At 74.5% G+C, this 26,396-nt stretch carries 12 protein-coding genes and 1 pseudogene; 9 read left to right on the top strand and 4 right to left on the bottom strand.

The window, feature by feature from the left end; genetic code table 11:
• Positions 1 to 366: 366 nt before the first annotated feature.
• The gene (locus tag ACIQR3_RS19955; RefSeq protein WP_403540547.1) at positions 367 to 969 is read right to left on the bottom strand and encodes a TetR/AcrR family transcriptional regulator; all 603 of its coding nucleotides are present in this window, start codon (positions 967 to 969) and stop codon (positions 367 to 369) included.
• 101 nt (positions 970 to 1,070) lie between these two features.
• On the opposite strand from ACIQR3_RS19955, the gene ACIQR3_RS19950 reads away from it, so the two are divergent.
• On the top strand, positions 1,071 to 1,997 hold the full coding sequence (locus ACIQR3_RS19950) for an NmrA family NAD(P)-binding protein (protein WP_403540545.1): 927 nt from the start codon (positions 1,071 to 1,073) through the stop codon (positions 1,995 to 1,997).
• Between the two features lie 7 nt (positions 1,998 to 2,004).
• Here ACIQR3_RS19950 and ACIQR3_RS19945 read toward each other — a convergent pair whose 3' ends face one another.
• Positions 2,005 to 2,406, bottom strand: coding sequence for a transposase (locus ACIQR3_RS19945; RefSeq protein ID WP_403540543.1), 402 nt, complete (start codon positions 2,404 to 2,406; stop codon positions 2,005 to 2,007).
• 473 nt (positions 2,407 to 2,879) lie between these two features.
• A pseudogene (locus tag ACIQR3_RS19940) lies at positions 2,880 to 3,701 on the bottom strand (IS5 family transposase); the annotation flags it as partial.
• A gap of 101 nt (positions 3,702 to 3,802) precedes the next feature.
• Here ACIQR3_RS19940 and ACIQR3_RS19935 point away from each other — a divergent pair.
• On the top strand, positions 3,803 to 4,411 hold the full coding sequence (locus tag ACIQR3_RS19935; protein WP_403540540.1) for a flavin reductase family protein: 609 nt from the start codon (positions 3,803 to 3,805) through the stop codon (positions 4,409 to 4,411).
• A gap of 750 nt (positions 4,412 to 5,161) precedes the next feature.
• Positions 5,162 to 6,289 (top strand): aminotransferase class V-fold PLP-dependent enzyme, encoded by a 1,128-nt coding sequence (locus tag ACIQR3_RS19930; RefSeq protein WP_403540539.1) that lies wholly within the window; start codon positions 5,162 to 5,164, stop codon positions 6,287 to 6,289.
• Positions 6,290 to 6,335: 46 nt separating this feature from the next.
• Here the strand turns inward: ACIQR3_RS19930 and ACIQR3_RS19925 are convergent, their stop codons facing one another.
• A complete protein-coding gene (locus ACIQR3_RS19925; protein ID WP_403540536.1) occupies positions 6,336 to 7,049 on the bottom strand; it encodes a S1 family peptidase in 714 nt (237 codons plus the stop codon).
• A gap of 291 nt (positions 7,050 to 7,340) precedes the next feature.
• Between ACIQR3_RS19925 and uppS the strand changes: the two genes are divergently transcribed.
• From uppS to ACIQR3_RS19895, 6 genes are all read left to right on the top strand, one after another.
• The gene (gene uppS / locus ACIQR3_RS19920) at positions 7,341 to 8,060 is read left to right on the top strand and encodes a polyprenyl diphosphate synthase (RefSeq protein ID WP_403540574.1); all 720 of its coding nucleotides are present in this window, start codon (positions 7,341 to 7,343) and stop codon (positions 8,058 to 8,060) included.
• A complete protein-coding gene (locus ACIQR3_RS19915) occupies positions 8,057 to 9,505 on the top strand; it encodes an oxygenase MpaB family protein (RefSeq protein WP_403540533.1) in 1,449 nt (482 codons plus the stop codon). The genes uppS and ACIQR3_RS19915 overlap by 4 nt, the downstream gene beginning before the upstream one ends.
• A 122-nt stretch (positions 9,506 to 9,627) precedes the next feature.
• Entirely contained in the window at positions 9,628 to 10,773 is a 1,146-nt protein-coding gene (locus ACIQR3_RS19910) for an SDR family oxidoreductase (RefSeq protein WP_403540531.1), read from the top strand.
• A 47-nt stretch (positions 10,774 to 10,820) separates the two neighbouring features.
• A complete protein-coding gene (locus tag ACIQR3_RS19905; protein WP_403540571.1) occupies positions 10,821 to 12,410 on the top strand; it encodes a PfaD family polyunsaturated fatty acid/polyketide biosynthesis protein in 1,590 nt (529 codons plus the stop codon).
• Between the two features lie 54 nt (positions 12,411 to 12,464).
• Positions 12,465 to 18,272 (top strand): SDR family NAD(P)-dependent oxidoreductase, encoded by a 5,808-nt coding sequence (locus tag ACIQR3_RS19900; RefSeq protein WP_403540530.1) that lies wholly within the window; start codon positions 12,465 to 12,467, stop codon positions 18,270 to 18,272.
• A gap of 7 nt (positions 18,273 to 18,279) precedes the next feature.
• Positions 18,280 to 26,202: a beta-ketoacyl synthase N-terminal-like domain-containing protein gene (locus ACIQR3_RS19895; RefSeq protein ID WP_403540527.1), complete on the top strand. Its 7,923-nt coding sequence runs from the start codon at positions 18,280 to 18,282 to the stop codon at positions 26,200 to 26,202.
• Positions 26,203 to 26,396: the final 194 nt, after the last annotated feature.

Genomic DNA, 26,396 nt, shown 5'->3' with positions numbered 1-26,396 from the left:
CCAGCGGTAACCGAGCCCGTCCCACAGGACACTCAAGGTCATCGTTCCTCCAGCCGGAGCGGTGTGCCCTGCCCGTCACGTCCTGCCGCCCGCCGTCTCCGCCGCCCAGCGTGCGGCGAACGCTTCATGGAAAACGAAAGCGGTGGCATCACCCACGGCCACCACGAAACCCCGACTCCACGACGTATCCCTCTGCTCGGACACGACTTGGTCCTGCACCTCACAACGCAGGCCACCTCAAGCCCGCCACGACCGGGCCAGGCCGATCTTGCAGGCTTCACCCGACCTCATCCTCAATCCAGTCGGTCGGCACCCATGATCAAGGGCATCCCACTTGTCACAGCCTCTCGTTCGGCAGGCTTTCTGTCACCAGTGCCGAAGACCCTGAGTTCTCGGATCCCCAGCGATGCCGTGCTCAGGACTGAGCCCTTCCACAGCGAGGCGGAAGAGGCGGTCGGCCTGGGTCTCGGGGTCCTTGTGGTGCTCGGTGGCCAGGGCGATGCCGACGGCGAGGGTCAGCAGGTCGTGAAAGGTGACGTGCGGTGCGACCGCCTTGTCGTGAATGGCCCGCTGGAGCAGGGGAGTTCCGGCCGCTGCGATTCTGTTGCCACAGGAGTGCGGGGAGGGTTCCTCGGTGGGAGGCTCGTAGCTGAGGGTGTTGGCGAATCCGCGGGCCGAGACGGCGTAGCGGACGAGGGCGCGGAGCCACTCCAGGAGGGCAGTGCGGCCGTCCTCGGTCGCACTCAGCCGGTGGGCGCGCTCGCACAGGTCCTCGATGCGCTCCTGAAAGACGGCTTCGAGCAGGGCACGGCGGGTGGGGAAGTGACGGCGCACGGTCGCCGAACCGACGCCTGCGGTGCGGGCGATCTGCTCCTGGGACGCCTCGGCGCCGTGCGCGGCGACCTCGGCTTCGGCGACGGCGAGGATGCGCTGGTAGTTGCGTCGGGCGTCCGAACGCTGACCGGTCATGATCTCCCCATTGCTAAACGGCAGGCCCCGCCATATCTTAGCGGCAGGCGAAGCGGCGGGCCCCGCCGTTTTCTTTCTCCGGTCTGTGAGGAGCGGCAGCCATGCCCATCAACAGCGATACCGTCCTGGTCACCGGAGCCACCGGCCAGCAAGGCGGGGCCACGGCCCGCGCACTCCTGGCCGCCGAGGTGCCCGTGCGTGCACTCGTACGCGATCCGCAGTCGAAGTCCGCCCTGGCGATCGAGGCGCTGGGCGCCGAGTTGGTGCGGGCGGATCTCTCCGACCGGGCCTTCCTCGGCCCGGCGGTCGAGGGGGTCCGCGCGGTGTTCTCGGTGCAGAGGCCGCCCATGACCGAGACCAGCGTGGACTTCGCGGACGAGCTCGCCCAGGCCACCAACCTGGTGGACGCGGCGAAGGCTGAGGGAGTACGGCAGTTCGTGCAGTCGTCGACCAGTGGAGTCGGTGAGCACACCCGGGTCGCCGGCTGGGCCGAGGGCCGCTGGGCGGCGATGGCGGACTACTTCCACACCAAGCAGGCGATCATGGAGGCGGTGCGTAGTGCGGGCTTTGCCCGCTGGACGGTGATCAAGCCGGCCTTCTTCATGGAGAACCTGCCCCTGCTGGCGCCCAAGGGGCCGCGCGGCGGACTGCTGACGGTACTGAAGCCGGAGACCGAACTGGCCCTGGTGGCCGTGCGGGACATCGGCACGGCTGCGGCGCACTCCCTCCGAGATCCGGACCGGTTCCATCAGGTGGAACTGGAACTGGCCGGTGACCTGCGCACGATGGAGCAGATCGCGCAGACCTTGTCCGCCGCCTGGGGCGTGCCCGTGACCGCACCCTCCATGAGCCTGGAAGAGGCCCTCGACGCGGGCATGCCGGCGTGGGGAGCCGGGCACGAGTGGAACAACGCGGTCCTCCAGCCCGCCCGGCCCGAGTTCGCCCGGGAGTTGGGCATCCCGGTCACCACCTTCGCCGGGTGGGCGGATGAGCAGCTGGCGCCCGTGTCCGGCCAAGAGGGCATCTGATCAATGTTCACGCCGTTCTGGCGGTCATGTCCGTTTCGATTCGCCACGTCGGCGTGGATTCTCCCGTGAGCTGGCAGGACATTTTGTCAGCCGTCGCCCAGCGGATCATCGCCCGGGTGTCCCGTAACAGGCCGTGGACCTGCTGGGTGGTGCCGTCGGCTTCCCACTTGGCGTAGTAGTCGTAGACGGTCTCGCACGGCGGGAGGTCCCCCGTTCCGTGGGGCAGGTACTCCCACGGGATGCCGGTGCGGTTGACGTACAGGATCGCGCTGACGATTTCCCGCAGCTCGTGCACCCGGGCCGCTGTGCCGGGCCCTGTTCGCCTGGCTCGCCAGGCAGCGAAGACCGGTTCGATCAAGGCCCAGCGGGCACCGGAAACATCACTGCGGTACGGACGACGAGCACTCACACCTCGCCCGACGACCGCAACACCAACGTCACGAAACCATCCCTGGCCACCAACTACATGGATCAGACGCCCGCTTGGAGGTCATCTCATTTGGCATCGAGGGTGCCCGAAATGAGCAGGGCAAGTTGATGCAAGCGCTGGTAGTACCGATGGCCTGATGGGTCGCTGATCTGCGGGACCACTCGCTCCAAGCCCTCGACACAGGTGTGGAGGATGCGCCCGCGTCGTGGATCGAGGGTGCCGCCGTTGTTGATCCACGTGTAGGCGCATCCTGCGGTGTCCGCATCGAGCAACACCATGTCGATGTCATCGAACTCGACGCCTCGTAGGTTGGAGGGGAACTCGGCATCGCGGTGTTCCTGCCAGAGAAGAGCTGCAATGTGGATCTGCTCGTGTCTGATCACCTGGCCATGCTCCCGCACACGGCATGGTCTGCGGCGTGTGTTCAGGAGCTCGTGCGGCGGTAGCGGATGAAGGTGCAGGGCGAGGCTCGTGAAGGCGAGGAAGTGCTCGGCCTTGCGCTCGTGGCGGCGGTGGAGTCGGCGGCAGCCGGCGAGCCAGGCCATGGTCCGTTCGACAGTCCAACGGTGTCGCCCGAGTCGCTGTGAGGTCTCGGCGCCCTTGCGGGCACTGCGGTGCCGGATGCCGCGTCGAGACAGCCATCGCCACAGGTGGCAGTAGTCGTAGCCCTTGTGTGCGTGGAGCTTGGCCGGTCGCCGGCGGCGCGGGCGCCGGCGGCGCGGGCGCCGGCGGGACCGGGTGGGCGGTATGCCCTGCACGAGCGGGATCAGGGCCTGGCTGTCGGGCACGTTGACGCCGGAGATCCCGACGGACAGAGGCAGACCAGTCCGCTCGGTGATCAGGTGGATCTTCGAGCCGTACTTGCCCCGGTCCACAGGATTCGGACCCGTCAGGTCCCCCTTTTCCAGGGCCCGCATGTTCACCGAGTCGCTCGCGCGCCGCGACCAGTCCGGATCGCCTCGGGATCCCAGTTCGTCGAGGACCAGGCGGTGGAGCTTGGCCCAGACCCTCGCCTTCGTCCACTCGGTGAACCTGCGGTGGGCTGTCGTACCGGACGGTCCGAATGATGCCGCGGGCAGCTGCTGCCATGTGCAGCCCGACGTGGCCACGAACACGATCGCCACCAGGACCTCCCGGTCACCATGACGACGCCGACCACCACCCTGAGGCCGCGACGGCGCCGACAGCACCACCCGCTGGAACAGCTCCCACAGCTCGTCCGGCACCAGCCGCGCAGCAATCTCCACCACAACCAGCAGCCCGCCCAACCGCATGAGATGACCTTTGGTTGAGGACCCTCAGTGCGATCGGCTTCCCGACCACAAAGGCTCCTGGCGTTACGCCCTTCGTCCGATGTCTGCACCATACTGGCGCCATGCGCACCGAACTCGACCCCGACCAGCTCGACCGGACCGCGGTCTACCGTCTGCTCACCTCCACTGTCGTGCCGCGGCCGATCGCCTGGGTGTCGACCGTGTCCGCCGACGGCGTCGACAACCTCGCTCCGCACTCGTTCTTCACGATCTCGTCGGTCACGCCGCCCATCGTGCAGTTCACCTCGGTCGGGCGGAAGGACTCGCTGCGCAACGTCGAGACAACCGGGCAGTTCGTGATCAATTTCGCCCCGGAGCCGCTGCTCGAAGAGATCAACAAGACGGCTACGGACTTCCCGCAGCAGGTGAGCGAGTTCGACGCCGTAGGAGTCAGGCGTGAGGCGAGTGCCCGGGTGACGGCTCCCCGCGTGGCCGACTCCCCGGTGGCCCTGGAATGTGAGCTGCACAGCACCCTTCCGCTCGGCGACTGCACCGTCGTCTTCGGACGGGTGGTGCGTTTCGCCATCGATGACACCGTCCTGGACCGGGACCACCCCGAAGTGACCCGGCTGCGTCCTCTGACGCGTCTGGGCAAGGACGAGTGGGGCACCCTCGGGGACGTCCGCGAACTGCGTCGCATTCGGTACGCCGACTGGTCCGCATCGGGCTGAGTGCTTCGGACCGCACGGCTGCTCGGCGCTGGTGCATCGCCGCAGCCGGCGGCGTGTGGCGCGCATGATGCCGCCTGGGCCGATCCTCGCGGTCCGAACGTCAGCTGCGGGCGCGGGGGTCTGCTCCATGCGGACGGAGCCGGCGCAGCCGCCGAGCAGCGTCGGCGTCTGCGCCGCCCGTGCCTGCGGGGAGCGGCCGGTGATCGGGCCGGTGACCGTACGGATCGTCGAGGCCGGCGTGCCGGGCGCCGCGTCCGGCACGGTGGCGGAAGCCGGTGCGGCGGTGGTGCTCCACGGCTCCGCGTCCGCGGTGAACACCGCCCGCCACACCGTGTTCGCCCAGGTCACGGCCGGGGTCCCCGGCAGCACCTGGCCCTACCATCTGCCGGAGAACCGGCTGCCCGGACGGCGGCGTTGCAGGAGATCTCGGCGATCAGCGCCCCTCGCGGAGTACGTGGCCCTCGATGATGGCCAGCTTGGTGATGGTGCCGGCGGTGTCCGCCTCGACGGGGATCTCCATCTCCATGCGCCGGGCCGTGCGCTGTCGCGTACCAGGGTCTTCAGCACCGCGGGCACCGTCGCCGGATCGGCCACCACGGACGGGTCGAGCCAGGCCGCCAGAGCCGCCGGGACCTGCGCTCACCGCTGTGCGAGTGACGGACCGTCCGAGCGGCCGGTGAGCCCACCCGGAGCGCTCGGCAGACCTGGCGATAGGCTCGCACCCGTTTCGCACAGCCCGAAGGACACCTTGTGCTCACGCCGTACGCCGCGCATTTCGACGCCCCAGCCGGATACCTGGACTTCGCCCGTTTCGGCCCGCCGTCGCGTGACGCCGTGGCCGCCACCGCGCGGGCCGTGGAAGCCTCCGCGCGAGCGACCCATACGACTGTGGACGAACTCATGCGGGCGGAGGAAACGGCTCGGGACGCGGCAGCGCGGCTGGCGGGCGCGGACGCGGCGCACACCGTCCTGCTGCCGAACGCCTCGACCGGTCTGTTCCACGCGGCGCTCGGGCTGCAGCACGGGACCGTGCTGGCACCGCGCGGCGACTTCCCGTCGAACCAGTACCCGTGGCGGCGGGCGGCGGAGCTGGGCCGGGCGGTGCCCCGCTGGCTGGAGCCGGCCCCCGGCGGCGGTGTCACGCCCGGCCTGGTGCGGGCGGCGCTGACGGACGACGTCGTCGCGCTGTCGGTGAGCGCGGTGGACTTCCGCACCGGGTTCAGGGCCGACCTGGCCGCGCTGCGGGAGGTCATCGGCCCGGACCGGCTCCTGGTGGTGGACGCCATCCAGGCTTTCGGGGCGGCCGAGCTGCCCTGGCAGGCGGCCGATGTGGTGATCGCGGGCGGGCAGAAGTGGCTGCGGGCCGGCTGGTCGACCGGGTTCGCGACCCTGTCCGACCGGGCGCTGGAGTCGCTGCAGCCGGTGCTCACCGGGTGGACGGGGGTGGCGGACGCCGGTGTCTTCGACGGCGTCGAGCACCCGCCCGCCCCGGACGCGCGCCGCTGGTCCATCACCAACCTCAGTCCGGTCACGGCCGCCTCCTTCGCCGCCGCGCTGGACCTGGTGGAGCGGTACGGAGTCGAGGCGATCGAGAACGCGATCGGTGTGCGGGTCGCCGAACTCGCGGACACCGTGGAAGAGTTCGGCGGCAGAGTGCTGTCTCCGGCCGATCCCGCGCGGCGTGCGGGCATCCTTTCGTTCACCGTGCCGGGGCACGACCCGGCGGCGGTGGCGCGGGCGCTGCGCGGAGAAGGTGTGACACCGACCGTGCGGGCGGATTCGCTGCGCCTGTCACCGCACGCCTCGACGCCGGCGGAAGCGGTGGAGCGGGTGGCGGCAGCACTGGCATCGGTTCAGGGCGCCCGACGAGCGGGCTGACGCGGAAGGCAGCCGGCGAGGAGGCCGGTCGCCGGGTGCGGGGCGCTCAGTAGACGCTCAGGCCGTACGCGGAGAGCCACTCGACCACCGGCTGGTAGTAAGTGAAGCCCCCCACGGCGCAGTCGCCGCTGCTGCCGACGACGATGCCGAGGGCCGTGCCACCGGAGAACGCCGGGCCGCCGGCGTCCCCGGCCTCCGAGCAGACGTTCGACCGGAACAGACCGGACACGGCACCACCGCCGTAGTCGACGGTCATGTTGACCGCCTGGACGGTCCCGCAGCGGTATCCCGTGGTCCGTCCGACGTGGCAGACCGGCTGCCCGACGGCAGGACCGGCCGAGGCGGTGATGTCACGGATGCCGGCCCCGCCCAGCGAGACCTCGCCCGGGTAGGAACCACTCGTGTCGGTGTACCGGATGGTCCCGTGGTCGTTGCCGGGATAGCTCACCCCCGCGGTGACACCGACGGGCACGGTCAGGGCGGCGTCGGCGTACCAGGTGCCGTCGCCGTCCTGCGCGCAGCGGCCGGACACCAGGGCGTACAGCGTGGCGCCGGAACGGGCGTTGAAGCCCACCGTGCAGCGGGCGGTCGTGCTGTAGAGCGGGTCGCCGCCGCGCACCACGGCACCCGCCTGCGCCTCCCCCGGCTGCCCCGCTCGGGCGTCCGGGGCGAGGGCGGCGGACCAGCCGAGCAGCAGCGCGAGGACGAGTACGGCCCGCAGGGCACCCTTGAGCGGACCGACCGAACATGCGGGGTTCACGGCGACCTCCTACGGGCTGGGACCGCCATTGTGCGGCTCGGGGCCCACCGACGGTGAGCCCGGAACCCGCCAGTCACGGAGCCAGTCCCGCGTGGCGCCGGCCACCTTCGCACGTACGAGCCAAGGGTGACAGATGGTCATTTCGTCGGTCCGGTTCGCTTCCGCGCTGTCAGACTCCTGCCGGAGAACGCTCCGGTGGGGCGGTGAAGCGGGGTGGGTGTGACTGAGCAGCGGGCGGCCGATCATGCCGCTTCGGACAGGTCCGGCAGGGGGCGGCAGGACGGCGGGCCGGTGCGTGCGGTGCCGCGGCATGTGGCCTGTGTAATGGACGGCAACGGCCGTTGGGCCCAACGGCGTTCACTCCCCCGCACGGCCGGGCACCGAGCCGCCGAGACCACCGTCATCGATGTCATCGAGGCAGCCCGCGCCTCGGGAGTGAAGTGGCTCAGCCTGTACGCCTTCAGCACCGAGAACTGGAACCGTCCCGAGCCCGAGGTCGAGTTCCTGATGCGTCTGGTGCGCCGGGTCGTGCGCAAGCACGCGCCGTCACTGCTGGCCCGTGGCATCCGCTGCCGCTTCCTCGGCGTCGCCGATCCGCGCATTCCCCGCGAACTGGCCCAGGACTTCGACGACCTGACGACGCTGACCGCCGGCAACCGGGGGATGACGCTCACCGTCGCCTTCGACCACGGAGGGCGCCGGGACATCGTCGAGGCCGCGAGGTCGCTCATCCGCAGCCGTACCACCGCCGACGAGGTCACCGAGCAGCTCTTCGCGCAGCACCTGCCGTTCCCCGACACCCCCGATGTGGACCTGGTCATCCGCACCTCCGGCGAGCAGCGCATCTCCAACTTCATGCTCTGGCACGTCGCCTACGCCGAGTGGATCTTCCCCGAGGTGCTCTGGCCGGACTTCCGCGGCCCCGACTTCCTCGCCTGCCTGCACAGCTACCGGCGCCGCGACCGCCGCTTCGGCGGGGTGCCCCCCACGACCGACGGAGATCCATCATGACGTCCGCCACCACCGAGACGGCCGACGAGGCGCCCCTGTTCGGGCCGGCCTCGCAGTTCAGTGCCTTCTTCGACGACCCGCGCTGGGCGCTGGCCCTGATCCGCGCCACGGTGCTGGAAGCCGCTCACCCGCAGGTCGGCGCCGCCCTCCTCGACAACTCCACCTTCGTCGCCCACCCCTGGCGCCGGCTGCGCAACACGTTCTTCAGCCTGCGGCGCATGTTCGGCGCCGACCCGTCGGTACGGGAACGGGAAGCGGCGCGGCTCAACCGGCTGCACGCCCGGATCAGCGGGTCCGACGCCCGGGGCCGCGGCTACGACGCGAGGGACCGCGCGACCCGGGCCTGGGTGGTCGCCACGCTCTTCGAGAGCACCGTCACCATGTGCCGGCTGAGCGGCCAGCCGCTCGGCCAGGACACGATGGAACAGCTGTACGCCGAGTACCGCGCGTACCTCGCCGCGCTCGACGGTGACGCGGCCGAGCTGCCGGCGGAACTGAAGGACTTCTGGCGGTACTTCGACGGCGTCGTCGAGAACGAACTGGAGAACACCGAGGCGGCCCGCGTCATCCTCTACCGCCTCTTCGACCAGCTGCCCGCCCCGGCGCTGCTCACGGGTGTGCCGACCCTGTGGGCGGCCGGCCGGGCAGTGGCCGGCCCGGTCCTCGGCGCGATCACCGTCGCCTCGCTCCCGGAGGCGTACCGGCGCCGGGCCGGTCTGCCGGAGATGCCCGGCGCCCCGACCCTCATGCAGGGCGCCTACTTCGCCGCCGGACTGGTCCGCTTCCTGCCGCAGGGCTGGATCAACGCCGAGACCATCATCGAGACCCTCTCCCTCTCACCCGACAGCGACGACCCCCGCTCCCCGGCCGCGGCCGCCGTGCGTTCGCGGATGAAGCGTGCGTCGGCCCTGCTGCGCCTCCTCACACCGCTGTCGGCCGCGGCATCCTCGTCGGAGCGGGGAGACGGCCGGCGTTCGGCCGGCGAGTTCTTCCGGGAGGTACTGGACCAGACCGGTGACGGCCACCTCGACTGGCCCGACCTGGCCGCCATGGCACGCGAGCTGGCCACCCGCCTCGACCTGGACGAACCCGAGGAGACCCGGCTCTACGAGGCCTTCGCCGCCTGGTGGCGCGAACTCCAGGCCGCACTGGACACGGACGGTGACGGCCGGGTCAGCGCCGACGAGTACGCCGCCGCCGTCCCCTCGCTCGCCGGCCCCGCGCTGATCCGCGTCGCCGAGGTCCTCTTCGACGCCACCGACAAGGACGGCAACGGAAGCATCGACGCGGACGAGTACCGGACGCTGTTCCGCACCGCCTTCCACCGCGACCTCACCACGGCCGACGGCACCTGCGGCCGGGGCGCCTTCGTGGGCGGCTTCCTCTCCTTCATGGCAGGACGCCGTTCGGGCACGCCGTACGACCCCCTCCTCGCCGACGCCTGACGCGGAGCGGCCCGTCGCCGGGCGTCGCACACAGGAAAACCGGACAGCACAGGAGAACCGACAGCACAGGAGAAAGTGATCACCTCGTCGGAATCGGTCGGTTACGGCATCAAGGAGGCACGGTGCGGGTCGCGTTGACCGGGGCCACGGGTTTCCTCGGGCTCCGGCTCCTGGACCAACTGCTGCGCCGCCACCGGTCGGTCACGGTGCTCGCGCGCGGCGAGCCGGACCACGTGCTGGACCGGCTCACCAGGGGCCTCGGCCGGTTCGCCGCCGGCCACACCGCCGCCGGCCTCGCCGCCCGGGTGCGCGTGGTGCCTGTCCGGCTCGCCGAGGACAACCTCGGGCTGACCGGCGGCGCACACCGGGAACTGGGGGACTCACTGGACGTCGTCTGGCACTGCGCCGGCAACACCACGCTCGACGGCGACCCGGCCGTACTGCGCCGGGTGAACGTCGAGGGCACCCGGCAGGTGCTCGGCCTGGCCGCGGCGGGACGCCGGCTGCCCGCCGTGTTCCACATCTCCACCGCGTTCGTGGCCGGGGCGCGCCGCACCGGGACGGTGTTCGAGGACGAACTGACCGACGCCTACGGGTTCGAGGGCAGCTACGAGCGGTCCAAGTACGAGGCGGAGCGGCTGGTGCACGCCTGGGCCCGCGAGACCGGCCGGCCGGCGGTGATCTTCCGGCCCAGCGTCCTGACCACCGGCCTGCCGCCCCACCCGGACCTTCCGGAACACCCGCTGCTGAACATCGAGCGGGCACTGACCGGGATCGGGCGGGAGCACTTCGGGGCGGGCCGAAGGCCGGAACTGCTGCTGCCCGGCCAGCGCCGGTTCCGGCTCGTCGGCCGGCCGGACGGGCAGCTCAACCTGCTGCCGGTGGAGCGGGCCGCCGCCGTGATGACCCGGCTCGCCGAACTGCCGCAGGGCGAGGGAGTGCAGACGTATCACATCGTGCACGGGCGGGACACCCCCGTCGACGTCCTGCGGAGCCTGGCGGAGCGGCTCGCCGGGGTGCCGGTGACGATCGTGCCGGAGCTGACCGACCCCACACCGTACGAGTCGCTCACCGACTGCGTCGGCGGCGTGTTCCGCTATCTGCGCCAGCGCCGCCGCTATGACGACTCCCGGGTACGGGCCGCGCTCGGACCACCGGGCATACCCCAGGACATCGGCGTCGACTACCTGATGGCGGGGCTCCTGCCACGGGCCCTCGACCTCCCCGACCCCCGACCCGACCCCCGACCGGAAGGAACCGACCGGTGACCACGTTCCAGTCCGGGGCGCCCGGCGCCGCCGCGGACGCGCCCCCGGTGTGCTGGCGGCCCGGTGCGGAAGCGGCCGCGTTCGACCCGCCCGGCATCGCCGCGCTGACGGCCCGGGTCCGGGAGCCGGTGCACGTCGTACGCGGTGGGCCCGGCGACCGGGCGGCAGGTTACGGACTGGCCGTCGGCGGGTCCCTCGGCGCCGGCCCGGGTCATCCGCTGGTCGGACTGGTCCCGCTGCTCTACCCGGAGTGGCTCGGCGACCGCGGCTTCGCCGAGGCGCACGGCACCCGGTTCCCGTACGTGGCCGGGGAGATGGCGAACGGGATCGCGACCACCCGGATGGTGGTGGCGCTGGCCAGGGCCCGGCTGCTGGGGTTCTTCGGCGCGGCCGGACTGGGCGCCGACCGGGTGGAGCGGGCGGTGGTGGAGCTGACCTCGGCCCTGGGCACCGCGCCCAACTGGGGCGTCAACCTGATCCACTCCCCCGGTGAGCCCAGGCTGGAGTGGCAGGTCGCCGACCTGCTGCTGCGCCACCGGGTGCGCCGGATCTCCGCCTCCGCGTTCATGGAGCTGACGCCCGCCGTGGTCCGCTGCGCGGCCGCCGGACTGCGGCTGGACGGTGCCGGACGGGTGGTCCGCGACATCCATGTGTTCGCCAAGGTGTCCCGGCGCGAGGTCGCGGAGCGGTTCCTGTCACCGGCTCCGCAGGCGCTGGTGGACGCCCTGGTGCGGGACGGCGGGCTCACCGCCGAGCAGGGCCGGCTGGCCCGCCGGGTCCCGGTGGCCGAGGACGTGACCGTCGAGGCGGACAGCGGCGGCCACACCGACAACCGGCCCCTGTCGGTGGTCCTGCCCGAACTGCTCGCGCTGCGCGACACGCTGGCGGCCAGGTACGGGTACACCCGGCCGGTCCGGGTCGGTGCCGCCGGCGGGCTCGGCACCCCCGGCGCGGTGGCCGGCGCGTTCGCCCTCGGCGCGGCCTACGTGGTGACCGGGTCGGTCAACCAGCTGGCCGTGGAGTCCGGCGTCTCCGCGGACGCGCGACGACTGCTGGCCGCCGCCGGTGTCACCGACGTGGCGATGGCCCCGGCCGCCGACATGTTCGAACAGGGCGTCCGCGTACAGGTGCTGACCAGGAACACGCTGTTCGCGGCGCGCGCCGGGCGGCTGTACGACACCTACCGGCGCTACCGCTCCCTGGACGAGGTCCCCGACGACATCCGCCGACGGCTGGAACGCGAGGTGTTCGGCGCCGGCCTGGACGAGGTGTGGGCGGACACCGAACGGTTCTGGCGGCTGCGTGACCCCGGACAGCTGGACCGGGCCGCACGCGACCCCAGGCACCGGATGGCCCTGGTGTTCCGGTGGTACGTGGGCAACTCCAGCCGGTGGGCGATCGAGGGCCGCCCGGAGCGGCGCACCGACTACCAGCTGTGGGCCGGCCCCGCGCTCGGCGCGTTCAACGACTGGGCCCGGGGCAGCCTGCTGGCCGACCCGGCCCGGTGCACCGTCACCCAGATCGCGCTGAACCTGCTGGAGGGCGCGGCCGTGGTGACGCGCGCGCACCAGCTGCGCACCTTCGGCGTCCCCGTACCCGACGCCGCCCTGTCCTTCCGTCCCCGCGAACTGGCCTGACCGCCTGTGGAGTGTGCCGCGAAGATGAGTGCAGAACGTGTGAGTGCGGAACGTGTGAGTGCGGAACCTGTCGGTGCGGAACGTGTCCAGGTCCCGGTCGCGGTGGTCGGCCTCGCCGCCTACACCCCGGGCGCACGCGACGTCGCCGGGTTCTGGCGCAACGTCCTGGCCGGCCGGGACCTGATGACGGACGTCCCGCCGGAGCGCTGGTCGGCGGCCGACCACTACGACCCGGACATGTCCGCCCCGGACAAGACGTACGTCCGCAGGGGCGCGTTCCTGCCCGACCTCGCGTTCGACCCGATGGCGTACGGCGTCCCGCCGAGCGACCTGCCGGCCACCGACACCGCGCAGCTGCTGGCCATGATGGCCGCCGGTGACCTGCTGGCCGACTGCGGCCTGGCGGAGATGACCGCCGCCCAGCGCGAACGCGTCGGTGTGGTGCTGGGCAGCAGCGGCCTGGCACTGGGCTTCGAGGTCTCCGCCCGGCTCACCCGGCCGGTGTGGCGCCGCGAACTCCTCGCCGCCGGTCTCGCTCCGGACCGGGCGGAGGAGATCTGCGACCGGATCAGCGCGAACTTCCCCACCTGGACCGAGGCCACCTTCCCCGGGCTGCTGGGCAACGTGGTGGCGGGGCGGGTCTCCCACCGGTACGACCTGCACGGCATCAACCACGTCACCGACGCCGCCTGCGCGTCCTCGCTGGCCGCGCTCTCCACCGGACTCGGCGAACTCGCCCTCGGCTCCTGCGACCTGGTGGTCTGCGGCGGGGTGGACGTGCTGAACGACATCACCATGTACGTCTGCTTCTCCAGGACACCGGCGCTCTCGCCGACCGAGGACTGCCGGCCGTTCGCCGCCGACGCCGACGGCACCATGCTCGGCGAGGCCGTGGTCATGTTCGCCCTGAAGCGGCTGGCCGACGCCGAACGCGACGGGGACCGGATCTACGCGGTGGTCCGCGGCCTGGGCGCGTCCGCCGACGGCCGGAGCACCGCCGTGTACGCGCCGCTGGCGGCCGGCCAGGAGCGGGCGCTGCGCCGCGCCTACGCCGCGGCCGGGTACGGCCCGGACAGTGTGGAGCTGGTCGAGGCGCACGGCACCGGCACCAGGGCCGGGGACGCCGCCGAGTTCGCGGCGCTGCGCGAGGTGTTCCAGGACGGCGACCGCACGCGGCGGCAGTGGTGCGCGCTGGGGTCGGCCAAGTCGCAGTTCGGGCACACCAAGTCCGCCGCGGGCGCCACCGGGATGCTGAAGGCGGTGCTGGCGCTGCACCACCGGGTGCTGCCGCCGACCATCAAGGTGACCCGCCCCAACCCCGAACTCGACATCGCCGGCTCGCCGTTCTACCTGAACACCGCCACCCGGCCCTGGATCAGCCCCGGTGACCGGCCGCGCCGCGCCGGCGTGTCCAGTTTCGGGTTCGGCGGCACCAACTTCCACGTCACGCTGGAGGAGTACGTCCCCGGCGGCGGCGGACGGCCGGCCCGGCGGCTCGCGGCGGCCGCCGGCGAACTGGTGCTGTTCAGCGCCGCCACCCCGGGTGAGCTGGCCGAGCTGATTCGCCGGCCCCGGCCCGAGGTGCCGCTGGCGGCGACCGCGCGGGAGAGCCAGGCGGCGTTCCGGGCCGGGCACGGGGCGCGGCTGGCCGTGGTCGCCGACGACGCCACCGACCTGACCGGGCGGCTGGACGCGCTGGCCGGCCGGATCGAGGCGGGTGAGCCGTTCTCCGCGCCACGGGCCCACTTCGCCACCGGCGACGCCGACCCCGGCCGCGTCGGCTTCCTCTTCCCCGGCCAGGGCGCGCAGTACGTGGGCATGGGCGCGGAACTCGCCGTCCACCACGCGGCGGCCCGGGACGCCTGGGACGCCGTCGCGGCGGTCCTGCCGGTGCACCGGGAGGTGTTCCCGCCCCCGGTGTTCGACGAGGCGGACCGGGCCGCCCTGGAGGCCGCGCTGACCGCCACCGAGGTCGCGCAGCCCGCGCTCGCCGCGCACGGCCTGGCCCTGCTGGCCGTGCTGTCCCGGCTGAGGCTGACGCCGGACTGCGTCGCGGGCCACAGCTTCGGCGAACTCACCGCGCTGCACGCGGCCGGCTGCTTCGACGCGGCCACGCTGGTCCGGCTGGCCCGGCGGCGGGGGAAGCTGATGCGGGACGCGGCCACCGTCCCCGGCGGCATGGTCGCCGTCAACGCCCCGCTGGAACGGGTCGAGCCGGTGGTGGCCGAGGTGGACGGCGTGTGGGTCGCCAACCACAACGCGCCCCGGCAGGTCGTGCTGGCCGGCGCGGACGAAGCCCTGCGCGCCGTGACGGACCGGTTCGCCGGGGACGGGGTGGTCACGCGCCGGCTGAACGCCGCCGCCGCGTTCCACAGCCCGGCGGTCGCCGCCGCCACCGCGCCGCTCACCCGCTTCCTGTCCGGCGTCACGGTGCGCCCGCCGAAGCTCACCGTGTACGCGGGCGCCGACGCGGCCCCCTACCCGGCCGACCCTGCCGCCGTCCGCGGCCGGGTCGCCGCCCAGCTGACCGCGCCGGTGCGGTTCCGGGACGTGGTGGAGGCCATGTACGCGGCCGGGGTGCGCACCTTCGTCGAGGTCGGCCCCGGCACCACCCTGACCGGGCTGACCGGGGCGGTCCTCGGCGACCGCGCACACGACGCCATCAGCCTGGACCGGCCCGGGCAGCACGCGCTGGCCGCGTTCTACGACGGGCTGGGGCGGGCCGCGGTGCGCGGGGTGCCCATGGATCTGTCCGGGCTGTGGGAGGGACACGGTCCGGTCCCCGGGTCCGGTCCCGGTCACACCGACGCTCACGCTCACGAGGAGAAGCCGCGGATGACGATCATGATCAATGGCGGCAACGTGCGGGGCGGGGGCGGGGCGCCCTCCGGTCCTGGGGTTGCCTCGGCTGCCCCGACTCCCCCGACTCCCCCGACTGATGACATGCTTCCGGCCCCCGTGGTTCCCGCCGTCTCCGCCGCTTCCCCCTCCTCGGACTGGCTGTCGCTCCTGGCGGAGGCGCAGCGGCAGAGCGCGGAGGCACACGCCACCTATCAGCGGGTGACCGCGGAGAACCACCAGCTCTACCTGCGGACCGCGCACGCCTCGATGGAGGCCCTGCTCGGCGCGGCCGGTGTCCGTACCGCCACCGACGCCGGGGCCGGCCCCTCGGCACCCGTGATCACCGGCCCACCACCGCCCCCGGCCCCGCTCGACGCCGAATCGGCGGGTACCGCCCAGCTCCCGGCCGTGATGGCAGCGCCTCCGGTGGTGGACGCCACGCCGGTGCCGGCCGTGCTGCCGACGGACGCCGAGTCGATCGGCGCGCTGCTGCTGGAGGTGGTCGCCGAACGCACCGGATACCCGGCGGACATCATCAACGTGGACATGGAGCTGGAGAGCGATCTGGGCATCGACTCGATCAAGAAGGTCGAGATCCTGTCGCGGATCCGTGAGCGCGTCGGTGAACTGCCCGCCGCCGACCTGTCCGAGCTGGCCTCGCTCCGTACGCTGCGGGAGATCGCGGACAAGGTGGCCGAGATGGCGGACCGGGCGGGGAGCACCGCCGGCGCGCCGGACTCCGGTACGGGCTCCCTGGTGGCCGCCGCCCCCGAGCCCCCCGCCGCCCCGGAGCCGCCCGGCCCGGTCCGGCGGGCCGTGCGGGCCGTGCCCTCGGCGCCGGCCGGGCTGGCCCTGGCGGGTCTGCGCGACCGGGAGCTGCTGGTCCTCGACGACTCCACCCAGGTGGCCCCGCTGCTGGTCCGGGAGCTGGCCGCGTACGACGTACCGGCGCGGGTCGTGACGGACGTGCCGTCCGACGCCCGTTCCGTGGTGCTGCTGGACCAGGGTGACGACCCGCTGGCGGCCTTCGCGGTGGCCCGGAAACTGGCCGGCCGGCTGCGCGCGGACGGCGGTGTCCTGGTCACCGTGCAGGACACCGGGGGCGACTTCGGGCTGAGCGGCTGCGGTGACCACCCGGTCCGGGGCGCGCTGGCCGCCCTGGCCAGGACCGCCGCCCGGGAGTGGCCCTCGGCCGCCGTGAAGGCGATCGACTGCGCGCGGGCCGGACGTACCGACCAGGAGGTGGCGGCCACGGTCGCCGCCGAACTCACCGGGGGCGGGCCCGCGGTGACGGTCGGACTGCCGGCCGACGGGAGCCGGACGGTCCCGCTGCCCTGCCCCGTCGAGCCCGGCCCGCCGCTGCCCCGGGTCACCGCCGACTCGGTGATCGCGGTCACCGGGGGCGGACGCGGTGTCACCGCCGAGGCGGTCCGCGCCCTCGCCGCCGCCCACCGGCCGAAACTGGTACTGCTCGGGCGTACCGCTCTGACCGAGGAACCCCCGCAACTGGCCGGGGCCGCCGACGAGGCGGAGCTGGTGCGGGCGCTCGCCGCGGACCCGGGGAGCGGCGGACCCGCCGAACTCGCCGCCGAGGCGCGGCGGGTGCTGGCGGTGCGGGAGATCAGGCGGACGCTGCACGCGCTGCGCCAGGCCGGTTCCCCGGCGCGTTACGTGAGCGTGGACACCCGGGACGAGCGCGCACTGCGGGCCGCCCTGGCCCAGGTGCGCGAGGAGTGGGGCCCGGTCACCGGGGTGGTGCACGGCGCCGGGGTGATCGCGGACCGGCTGATCGGCGCGAAGAGCGACGAGCAGTTCGGCCGGGTGTGGTCGACCAAGGTGGCGGGACTGCGCGCGCTGCTGGCCGCCACCGACGGTGATCCGCTGGAGCTGCTGGTGGCCTTCAGTTCGGTGTCCGGGGTGTTCGGCAGTCCCGGGCAGGCCGACTACGCGATGGCCAACACCGCCGTCGACCACCTGCTGTCCGCGTACGCGGCCGCGCACCCCGGCTGTCTGACCCGCTCGCTGGCATGGGGGCCGTGGGCCGGTGGCATGGTCACCGGGACGCTCGCGGAACGGTTCCGTGCCGCCGGGGTCGGACTGCTCGAACCGGCTGCCGGGGCGCGGGCCTTCGTGGCCGAACTCGCCGACCCCGAAGGTCCCGTACGGGTGCTGCTCGCCGCCGGGGGCGCGGCCTTCGAGGACGGTCCGGGCGGTCCGGGGCCGGCCGCCGAGGTGACGCCGGCGCGTCCCGCGTACGCGGTCCTCGACGACCACCGCGTCGACGGCACGGCGGTGGTGCCGGTCGCCGTCCTGGTGCACTGGTTCACCGCGCTGGTCCGGTCCTGGCGGCCGGACGCCGGCCCGGTGGTCCTGCACGACCTGCGGGTGCACCGGCGGATCGAACTGCCGCGGCAGGAGCCGAGGCTGCTGCTGCACGGCCGGACCAGCCCGGCGGGGCCCGCACGGCCGGACGGCCTCGCCGTCGAACTGAGCGCCGCCGGAACACCGTACGCCGGTGCCGTGGCCGTCACCGGCCGCTCCCCGGCCCCGGCCGTGGACCCGGACCCGGGCCACTGGGCGGCCGTGGACCGGCTCGGACTCGAACCGGTGCCGGAACCGTACGACGGGCGGATCCTGTTCCACGGCCCGGCGTTGCAGGTCCTCGACCAGGTCGGGCTCTGCGCCGACGGCGGCCGGGCCGCGCTGCGCGTCCCGGACACCGGGCCCTGGGGGACCGTGCCCTGGACGGTGGACGTCGCCGCGCTGGACGGCGCGCTCCAGCTCGCCGTCGGCTGGGCGGCGCGCGGTGCCACGGGGGCCGCGCTGCCGACGTCCGTACGCGAGTGCCGGGTCCATCGGGCCGGCGGGGACTGGGGAGCCTCGCGGGTGGTCGTGACGGCGCGGCGGGCCGACGCGGTGTCCGCCGAGTGCGACGCGGCCGTACTGGCCGAGGACGGCACGCCGCTCGCCGAACTGCTCGGGGTGGAGCTGATCCGCCGGCCCGACCCGACCGAGGGGTGAGCGACTGATGTGCCCGCCGCCGTCCTCGCCTTCCCCGTCCGCGCGTCGGCCGCCCGCGGCGGACGCCGAACCGGTCGCGATCGTCGGGCGGGGCTGCGTACTGCCCGGTGCGCTCGACCCGGAGACGTTCTGGGCCGGTGTCGTGGCCGGCCGGTCCGCGCTGTCGGCGCTGCCCGACGGACGCTGGGACCTGCCCCCGTCCAGGGTGCTGGGCGCGCCCGGCACCCCGGACCGGATCTGGACCGACACCGGAGGTTACGTCCACGGCTTCGACGCGGCGTTCGACCCCACCGGGTTCGAGCTGGCCCCGGCCGACATCACCCCGCTGGACCGGGCGCTGCGCTGGGTGCTGCACGCCGGCCGGCAGGCGCTGCGCGAGGCCGGCGCGGGCCGCCCCGACCCGGGCCGCACCGGCCTCGTCCTGGGCAACCTGGCCTACCCGACCACGGCGATGGCCCGGTTCGCCGAGCACGTCTGGCTGTCCGGGCAGGGCCTGCCGGGGCTCCCGGACTCGCCGCGGCCCGACCCCCGCAACCGGTTCGGCGGCGGGCTCCCCGCCCATCTGGCCGCCCGTGCGCTCGGTTGCGGCGCCGGCGGCTACGCCCTGGACGCCGCTTGCGCCTCCTCGCTGTACGCCCTGAAGGCGGGCTGCGACCGGCTGCGGGACGGCAGCGCCGACCTGATGCTCGCCGGAGCGGTGGCCGCCGCCGACAACCTCTTCGTCCACCAGGGGTTCTGCGCGCTGACCGCGATGAGCCGGTCCGGCCGCAGCCGCCCCTTCCACCGGGACGCGGACGGGCTGGTGCCCGCGGAGGGCGCGGCCCTGTTCGCCCTGGCCCGGCTGCGGGACGCGGTCGCCCGGGGCATGCCGGTCCTGGGGGTGATCCGGGGCATCGGTCTGAGCAACGACGGGGCCGGCGGCGGCCTGCTGGCCCCGGACCGGGCCGGCCAGGAACGCGCCGTGCGCGCCGCCTACGCCATGGCCGGCGTCGTACCCGGGTCGGTGTCGCTGGTCGAGTGCCACGCGCCGGGCACACCTGGCGGGGACCTGGCCGAGGCGCTGGTGCTGCGCGCGGTGTTCGCCGACGCGGCCGACGTGCCCATCGGGTCGGTCAAGTCCAACCTGGGACACCCGCTGACGGCGGCGGGCGGCGCCGGGCTGCTCAAGGTGCTCGGCGCGCTCGGCGCCGGGGTCCGGCCGCCCACCCTGCACGCCGACGCGCCCCTGGACGTGCTCGCCGGAACGCCGCTGCGGCTGCTGCGGGAGGCCGAGGAGTGGCCGGGGCCGCGGCGGGCCGCGGTCAGCGCGTTCGGGTTCGGCGGGGCCAACGCGCACCTGGTGGTGGACGCCTGGGAGCCCGGCCGGGTCGCGTCCGTCCCGGCGCCCGGTCCGGTCCCGCCCCGGCCGGACGGGCGGGTGGCGATCGTGGCCGTCGGTGCCAGGGCGGGGAGCGGCACCGGCTACCGGGACCTGTGCCACGCTGTCCTGGCCGGTGTACCCGACACCGGTCCCCGGTCCTCGGTCGAGGTCGCGGCGAGCGGGCTGCGCTTCCCCCCGGCCGACCTCGCCGAGACGCTGCCGCAGCAGGTCCTCGCGCTGGAGGCGGCCCGGGAGGCCGCCGCCGCGACCCGGCTGCCGTCCGACCGGACCATGGTCCTGCTGGGCATGGGCCCGGATCCGGAGGCCGCACGGTGCCTTTCCCGCTGGCGCGCGCCCGGCTGGACCACCCGCTCCGGCGGACCGGCTCCGACGCCCGAGTGGCCCGACGCGGTCCGCGCACCGGTGGTTCCCGCGACCGTGTCCGGCACGATGCCCAACCTTGTCGCCCACCGGATCAACGTGCAGCTGGGCCTGCGCGGCCCCGGTCACGTCGTCTGCGCCGAGGAGGCGTCCGGCCTGGTCGCCCTCGAACTGGGCGCCCGGGCGCTGCGTACCGGGGAGGCCGACGCGGTGCTGGCCGGCGCGGTCGACCTCTCCCACGAGCCGGTGCACCGGGCGGCGCTGCGCGCCCTGGGCGATCAGCGGCCCGGCGGGGACGTGGCCGTGGTCCTGGTGCTCAAACGCCTCGCCGACGCCGAACGCGACGGCGACCGGGTGCTCGCGCTGCTGGCGGAGGACGACGACCCGGAGACACCGGTGGACCTGCTGGTCGGGGACGGCCCCGACACAACCGCCCCGGGCTCCCCCGCCTCCGTCCCCGCCCCCGTCCCCGTCCCCCGGTATGACCACGGTGACCTGTTCGGCGTGGCGCACGCCGCGCACGGGGCGCTCGCGGTGGCGGTGGCCGCGATCGCGGTCCGGCATCAGGCGGTGCCCCGGCCGGGCGCGGCCGCTCTCCCGGCCGACGCGCCGCTCACCGCCCGCGCCCGGGTGACGGTGCTGGGCGCCCCGCCCGTGTCGGTGCGGCTGCGTCCGGCGGGCCCGCCCGCGCACTGGTCCCCGGTGGCGCCCCGCTCGTACGTCTTCTCCGGTGCCGACCGTGCCGACGTACTGGCCGCGCTGGCCGCCGGCCGCCAGTCCGGGGCCGGGCCGGCGCGGCTCGTGGTCGTGGTGGACCGGGTCGCCGAGTCGCTGCCCGAACGGTTGGCGCAGGCCCGCCGCTGGCTGACCGACGGCGGGCCGCGCCCGGACCGGATCGCCTACCGTGACGCTCCCGTGGGCGGGGAGACGGCCTTCGTCTTCCCCAGCGGCCAGGCCGGGTATCCGGGGTGCGGGGCGGAACTGCGGCTCGCCCTGCGCGGCCCCGGCACCGGGGCGGACGCCTCACCCGCCGGCCCGCCCGCGCGGCCCCCGCGGCCGGCCGGCGCCGACGGCCTCGTACCGGTCATGGCGCGCATCCGGGCCACCACGGAACTGGCCGCCCTGCACAGCGAGGTCACCCGGGGGCTGCTCGGCCTGCGGCCGGACGCGGCGATCGGCTTCTCCTCCGGCGAGTCCACCGCGCTGCTCGTGCTGGGTGTGTGGTCCGACGCGGCCGGGATGTACGAGGAGGTCTCCGCGAGCGAGGTGTTCCGCGCCGAGCTGGCCGGGGAGTTCCGCGCCGCGCACCGCTTCTGGCGCCGGCACGGGGTCGAGGAGGGGACCTGGGCCGAGTACCTGGTGCACGCGGTCCCCGCCGAGGTGCGGGCCGCCCTGGCCGGCGAGCCACTGGCCCACCTGCTCGCGGTGGACACCCCGGACACCTGCGTGATCGGCGGACTGGAGGCGGCCTGCCGGCGGGTGCTGGCCCGGATCGGCCCCGGGGTCGCGCTGTCCGACGGGTACCGGATGGTGGCGCACGCCCCCGAGGCGGCCGAGGCCGCGGCCGGGTTCCGGGCGCTGCACCGCCGGCCGGTCGGCCCGCCCCCGGGGCTCCGCTTCTACAGCGCGGCCACGGGCAGGCCGTATCCGGTCGACGACCCGGACGGCGTCGCCGACGCCCTGCTCACCCAGCTGACCGGCACCGTGGACTACCCGAAGGTGATCGAGCGGGCGTGGGCGGACGGCGTCCGGGTGTTCGTCGAGCACGGCCCGGGGGCGCTGCGCACCCGCTCGGTCCGGCAGATCCTGGCCGGCCGTGACCACGTCGCGGTGGCCCTCGACGCGCCGGGCGGGAGCCTGGCGCGGCTGTGCGACGCGGTGGCCGAACTGACCGCCGCCGGCGTCTGTCCGGATCCCGCGCCGCTGTTCGACCGGCTCACGGCGGCCGCGCACCTGCCGCCGGCCCCCGGCACGTCGGTCGCGGTGCCCGCGCACCCGCCCGCGATCCGGCTGCCCGAACCCGGGGCGGCGGAGCGGCAGGTGATGCGGCCCGCGCCGGCGCTGCCCCCGCCGGCACTGTCCGCCGGGCCGCTGGACGGCGGTCCGGCACCCGCGCGCCCGAGTACGGCGGACATCCGCACCGGGACCCGGGACGCGGCCCTGCCGGGGACGCCGCTGCCCGCCGGGCCGGCGGACGGCGACAGCCCGGCACCCGCACACCCGGGTACGGCGGCCCCTTCAGTGCCCCCGCCGGCACTGCCCGCCGGGCCGCTGGACGGCGGTCCAGCACCCGCACACCCGCGTACGGCAGACATCCCCGCCGGACCCCGGGGCACGGCCCTGCCGGGGACGGCGGTCGCGTCCGTCGCCCCGTGGGCGGCGCTGGTCGCCGCCCAGCACGCCCGGCTCGCCGCCGCCCAGCAGGAGTACCTGGAGCGGCAGTCCCGGTCCCACGCGGAGTTCCTGCGCACCCGGCGGCTGGTGACCGGCGCGGTCCCCGCCCCGGGAACCGCCCCCGCGACACCGCGGCCGCCCCTCACCCCGGCGTCGGCTCCCGGTCAACGACCTCACCGGCTCGCCCTGCCGTTCGACCGCGCCACGCTGGAGTATCTGGCGCACGGGCGGATCTCCGACGTGTTCGGTCCCGCGTTCCGCGCCCAGGACGGCAGGCACCGGCAGACCCGGTTGCCGCGTCCCCCGATGCTCCTGGTGGACCGGGTGACCCGGCTCGACGCGGAGCCCGGGTCGATGTCCACCGGCACGGTCCACACCGAGACCGACGTGACCCCGCACGCCTGGTACCTGGACCCGGCCGGCCGGATGCCCGCCGGTCTGTTCATCGAGGCCGGTCAGGCCGACCTGCTGCTGATCAGCCGGCTCGGCGTGGACCTGCTCGACCACGGCGACCACGGCGACCGGGTCTACCGCCTGCTGGGCTGCGAGGTCACCTACCACGGGCCGCCGCCGGCCGCCGGGGAGACCTTGCGGTACGAGATCCATGTCGAGGGCCACGCCGAACACGAGGGCGTACGGCTGTTCTTCTTCCGCAACGACTGCTACGTCGGCGACGAACTGCGGCTGTCGGTGCGCGGGGGGCAGGCCGGCTTCTTCACCGACGGGGAACTCGCCGGCTCCGACGGCGTGCGCTGGTCCCCGGGAGCGGCGCCGGAGGGAACGGTCGACCCGCCGGCTCTCGCCCCGGCCGCCGCCTCCTTCGGCCCCGAGGCCGTACGTGCGTTCGCGGCGGGCCGGCCCGCGGCGTGCTTCGGCCCCGGCTGGGACGCCACCCGCGCCCACGTCCGTACACCGGCGACCGGCGAGGGGCGGCTGCGGCTGCTGGACGAGGTGACGGAACTCGACCCCGCCGGGGGCCCGTGGGGCCGTGGCTACCTGCGCGCGGAGCGTGCGGTCCGGCCCGACGACTGGTTCTTCGACGGCCACTTCCATCACGATCCCTGCATGCCGGGCACCTTGATGTTCGAGGGCTGTCTGCAGGCGATGGCGTTCTATCTGACCGCGCTGGGCTTCACCGTCGACCGGGACGGCTGGCGGTTCGAACCGGTGCCCGGCGCGCCCTACCGGATGCGCTGCCGGGGGCAGGTCACCCCGCGCAGCCGGCGGATCCGCTACGAGGTGTTCGTCAGCGCCCTCCGCGCGGGTCCGCGGCCCACCCTCCGCGCCGACGTGCTGTGCACGGTGGACGGGCTGCCCGCGTTCCACGTCGCCGGGGCGGGGCTGCGGCTGGTCCCGGACTGGCCCCTGGAGCACTGGCGTCAGCTGGGCCCGCCGGCCGTCCAGAGCAGCGGTGATCCCGTTCCGCTGCCCGCGCTGGGCGGTCTGCGTGGCGCGGGCCCCGACCCGCGGGCGGTCACCGTCGCCGGGGCGGCCCTGGACCACTCGCGGATGCTGGCCGCCGCCTGGGGCCGGCCCAGTACCGCGTTCGGCGTCCGCGGGGTCCCGTACGACGACGGCAGGCGCTGCGCCCGGCTGCCCGGGCCGCCGTACCTGTTCGTCACCCGCGTCGTCGAAGCCGGCCTCGAACCGGACCGGCCCGAGCCGGGATCCTGGCTGCTCGCCGAGTACGACGTACCGGAGCAGGTCTGGTACTTCGAGCAGAACGGCGCCCCGGTGATGCCGTTCGCGGTGCTGAACGAGGTGGTCCTGCAGCCGTGCGGGATGGCCGCGAGCCTGCTGGTGCCGAAGCCGGCGGACGCCCCCGAGCTGCTCTTCCGCAACCTCCAGGGGACCGGCACCGTGCTGCGGGAGGTGCCGGCCGGGACCCGGGCGCTGCGGACCAGGGTCGGACTGCGGTCCCTGTCGGAGTTCGACGGCGTCACCCTCGTCTCCTTCGACGTCGGCTGCGAGGCGGTCGACGGGGACGGCGGCCGGGCACCGGTCATGGAACTGTCCACGGTGTTCGGCTACTTCCCGGCGGCGGCGTTCGACCGCCAGCCGGGGCTGCCGCCCTCCGACGCCGAACGCGCCCGGCTGGCCGCCCCCTGCGGCCGGGTGGTGGACCTGCGGGACGGGTCCGGGCGGTACGGCCGCGGCTCGCTGCGACTGCCCGGGCCGATGCTGCTCATGCTGGACCGGATCACCGGGTACTGGCCCGGGGCGGGCGCGGCCGGCCTCGGCAGGCTGCGGGCCGAACGGGCGGTCGACGCCGGGGACTGGTACTTCCGCGCGCACTTCTTCACCGACCCGGTGCAGCCCGGCTCACTGGGCCTCGAAGGCGTGGTCCAACTGCTCCAGTGGTACCTGGTCGAACGCGACGCCGGGGCCGGAATGACCGACCCCCGGTTCGAGTCGGTGGCCGTCGGCCAGGAGGTGCGCTGGCTGTACCGGGGGCAGGTGGTGCCCGCCGACGGACTGGTGACCTTCGAGGCCGAGATCACCGCGTACGGGACCGACGCGCGCGGCCGGTACGTACGGGCCGAGGCGTGGCTCTGGGTCGACGGCCGGCGGGTCTACCACCTGCCGGGGATCGGGGTCCGGGTGGTCGACGGCGACCCGGCGGTCCGCGAACTCACCCTGGACCCGGCCGTCGACACGTGGCTGGACGACCACCGTCCCAACCACGCGGTGCCCGCGGTGCCGATGATGACCACGGTGGACCAGCTCGCCACCGCCGCGTCCCGGCTCACCGGACGGCCCGTCACCGCACTGCGCGAGGTCCGGCTGCACCGCTGGCTGGCGCTGCCCGGACCGGTCCGGATCCGTACCGACGCCCGTACCGCGCCCGACGGAGGTACGGAGGTCCGGCTGTCCGCGCGGCAGGAGGACGGCGCGCGCTCCCGGTACGACACGATCGCCGAAGCGACCGCGTCGACCGGGGACCCGGGACCGCCCCCGCAGCCGCTGCCGCCGGTGGCCGACGGGGCGCCGCAGCCGGACCCGTACCAGTCCGGCGAGCTGTTCCACGGACCGGCGCTGCGCTGCCTCACGTCGCTGTCGATCGGGCCCACCGGTGCCAGCGCGGTGCTCGACGCCGGGCTGGTCGCCGCGCCGTTCGGCGCGCTCGGGCAGGGGCTGCTCGACGGTTCCCTGCATGCCGTCCCGTCCCAGTCGCTGTGGCGCTGGATTCCCGGCCTGCCCCGGGACATGGTCGGCTATCCGCACCGGCTGCCCTGGCTGGACCTGTACGCTCCGCTGCCGGCCCAGGGCGAGGTGCGCGTCGAGGCCCGGTTCGCCGGGTTCGACCAGGGGCAGCGGCTGTTGCCCGTGATCGACGCGCAGGTGCAGGTGGCGGGCCGGGTCGTGGCGCGACTGCGGCTGGTGGAGATCCTGGTGCGGCTGCCGGGGATCGACCGGGTGTCCCTGCCGGACCGGCGGGCCTTCGCGACCGGGCTCCACTACGTCGCGACGGCCGGCCTGTCCACCACGCACGACGGGGTCACCACGCTCGCGCTGGACACGGTCCGCCGGTTCGACTTCCTCCCGGGCTCCACCACCCGGATCTACCGGCTGCCGCCCGGACTGCCGCTGCCCGAGCGGACCGCCCGGATCGCGGTCAAGGAACATGTGTCCCGGCTGGCCGAGGTCCACCCCCGGCAGATCGAGGTGGCGGCCGGACCCGACCCGGACCGTACGGCCACCGCTCCCGGCGGCGTCTGGCACGTACGGGTCGAGCGGCGGGCGGAGACGGTGGTGGTCCGTCACTCCGTCCGCGGCGGAAGGAGCCCGTCATGAGAGCAGCGCGATGCAGCCGGCTCGGTGGCCCGGAGGTCCTCGAGGTCGTCGATCTCTCCGATCCCCGGCCCGGCCTCGGGCAGATCCGGACCAACGTCCGCGCCGCGTCGGCCATCCGGGGTGAGGGGTCGCGCTCGCGGCCCTGTCCCGGTCGGGTGCGGTGGCCGGCGTTCACTCCGGCCAGGACGGCATCT

This window comes from Streptomyces sp. NPDC090994 (genome assembly GCF_044768905.1).
Taxonomy (GTDB): Bacteria; Actinomycetota; Actinomycetes; order Streptomycetales; family Streptomycetaceae; genus Streptomyces.
This window is presented reverse-complemented; position numbering and strand designations above follow the sequence as displayed.

What these genes read in the sequence shown, in the direction of transcription:
- ACIQR3_RS19915 (WP_403540533.1), top strand. Translation starts at nt 8,057, where the DNA reads ATGACGTCCGCCACCACCGAGACGGCCGACGAGGCGCCCCTGTTCGGG.
- ACIQR3_RS19935 (WP_403540540.1), top strand. Translation starts at nt 3,803, where the DNA reads ATGCGCACCGAACTCGACCCCGACCAGCTCGACCGGACCGCGGTCTAC.
- ACIQR3_RS19950 (WP_403540545.1), top strand. Translation starts at nt 1,071, where the DNA reads ATGCCCATCAACAGCGATACCGTCCTGGTCACCGGAGCCACCGGCCAG.
- ACIQR3_RS19895 (WP_403540527.1), top strand. Translation starts at nt 18,280, where the DNA reads ATGTGCCCGCCGCCGTCCTCGCCTTCCCCGTCCGCGCGTCGGCCGCCC.
- ACIQR3_RS19955 (WP_403540547.1), bottom strand. Translation starts at nt 969, where the DNA reads ATGACCGGTCAGCGTTCGGACGCCCGACGCAACTACCAGCGCATCCTC.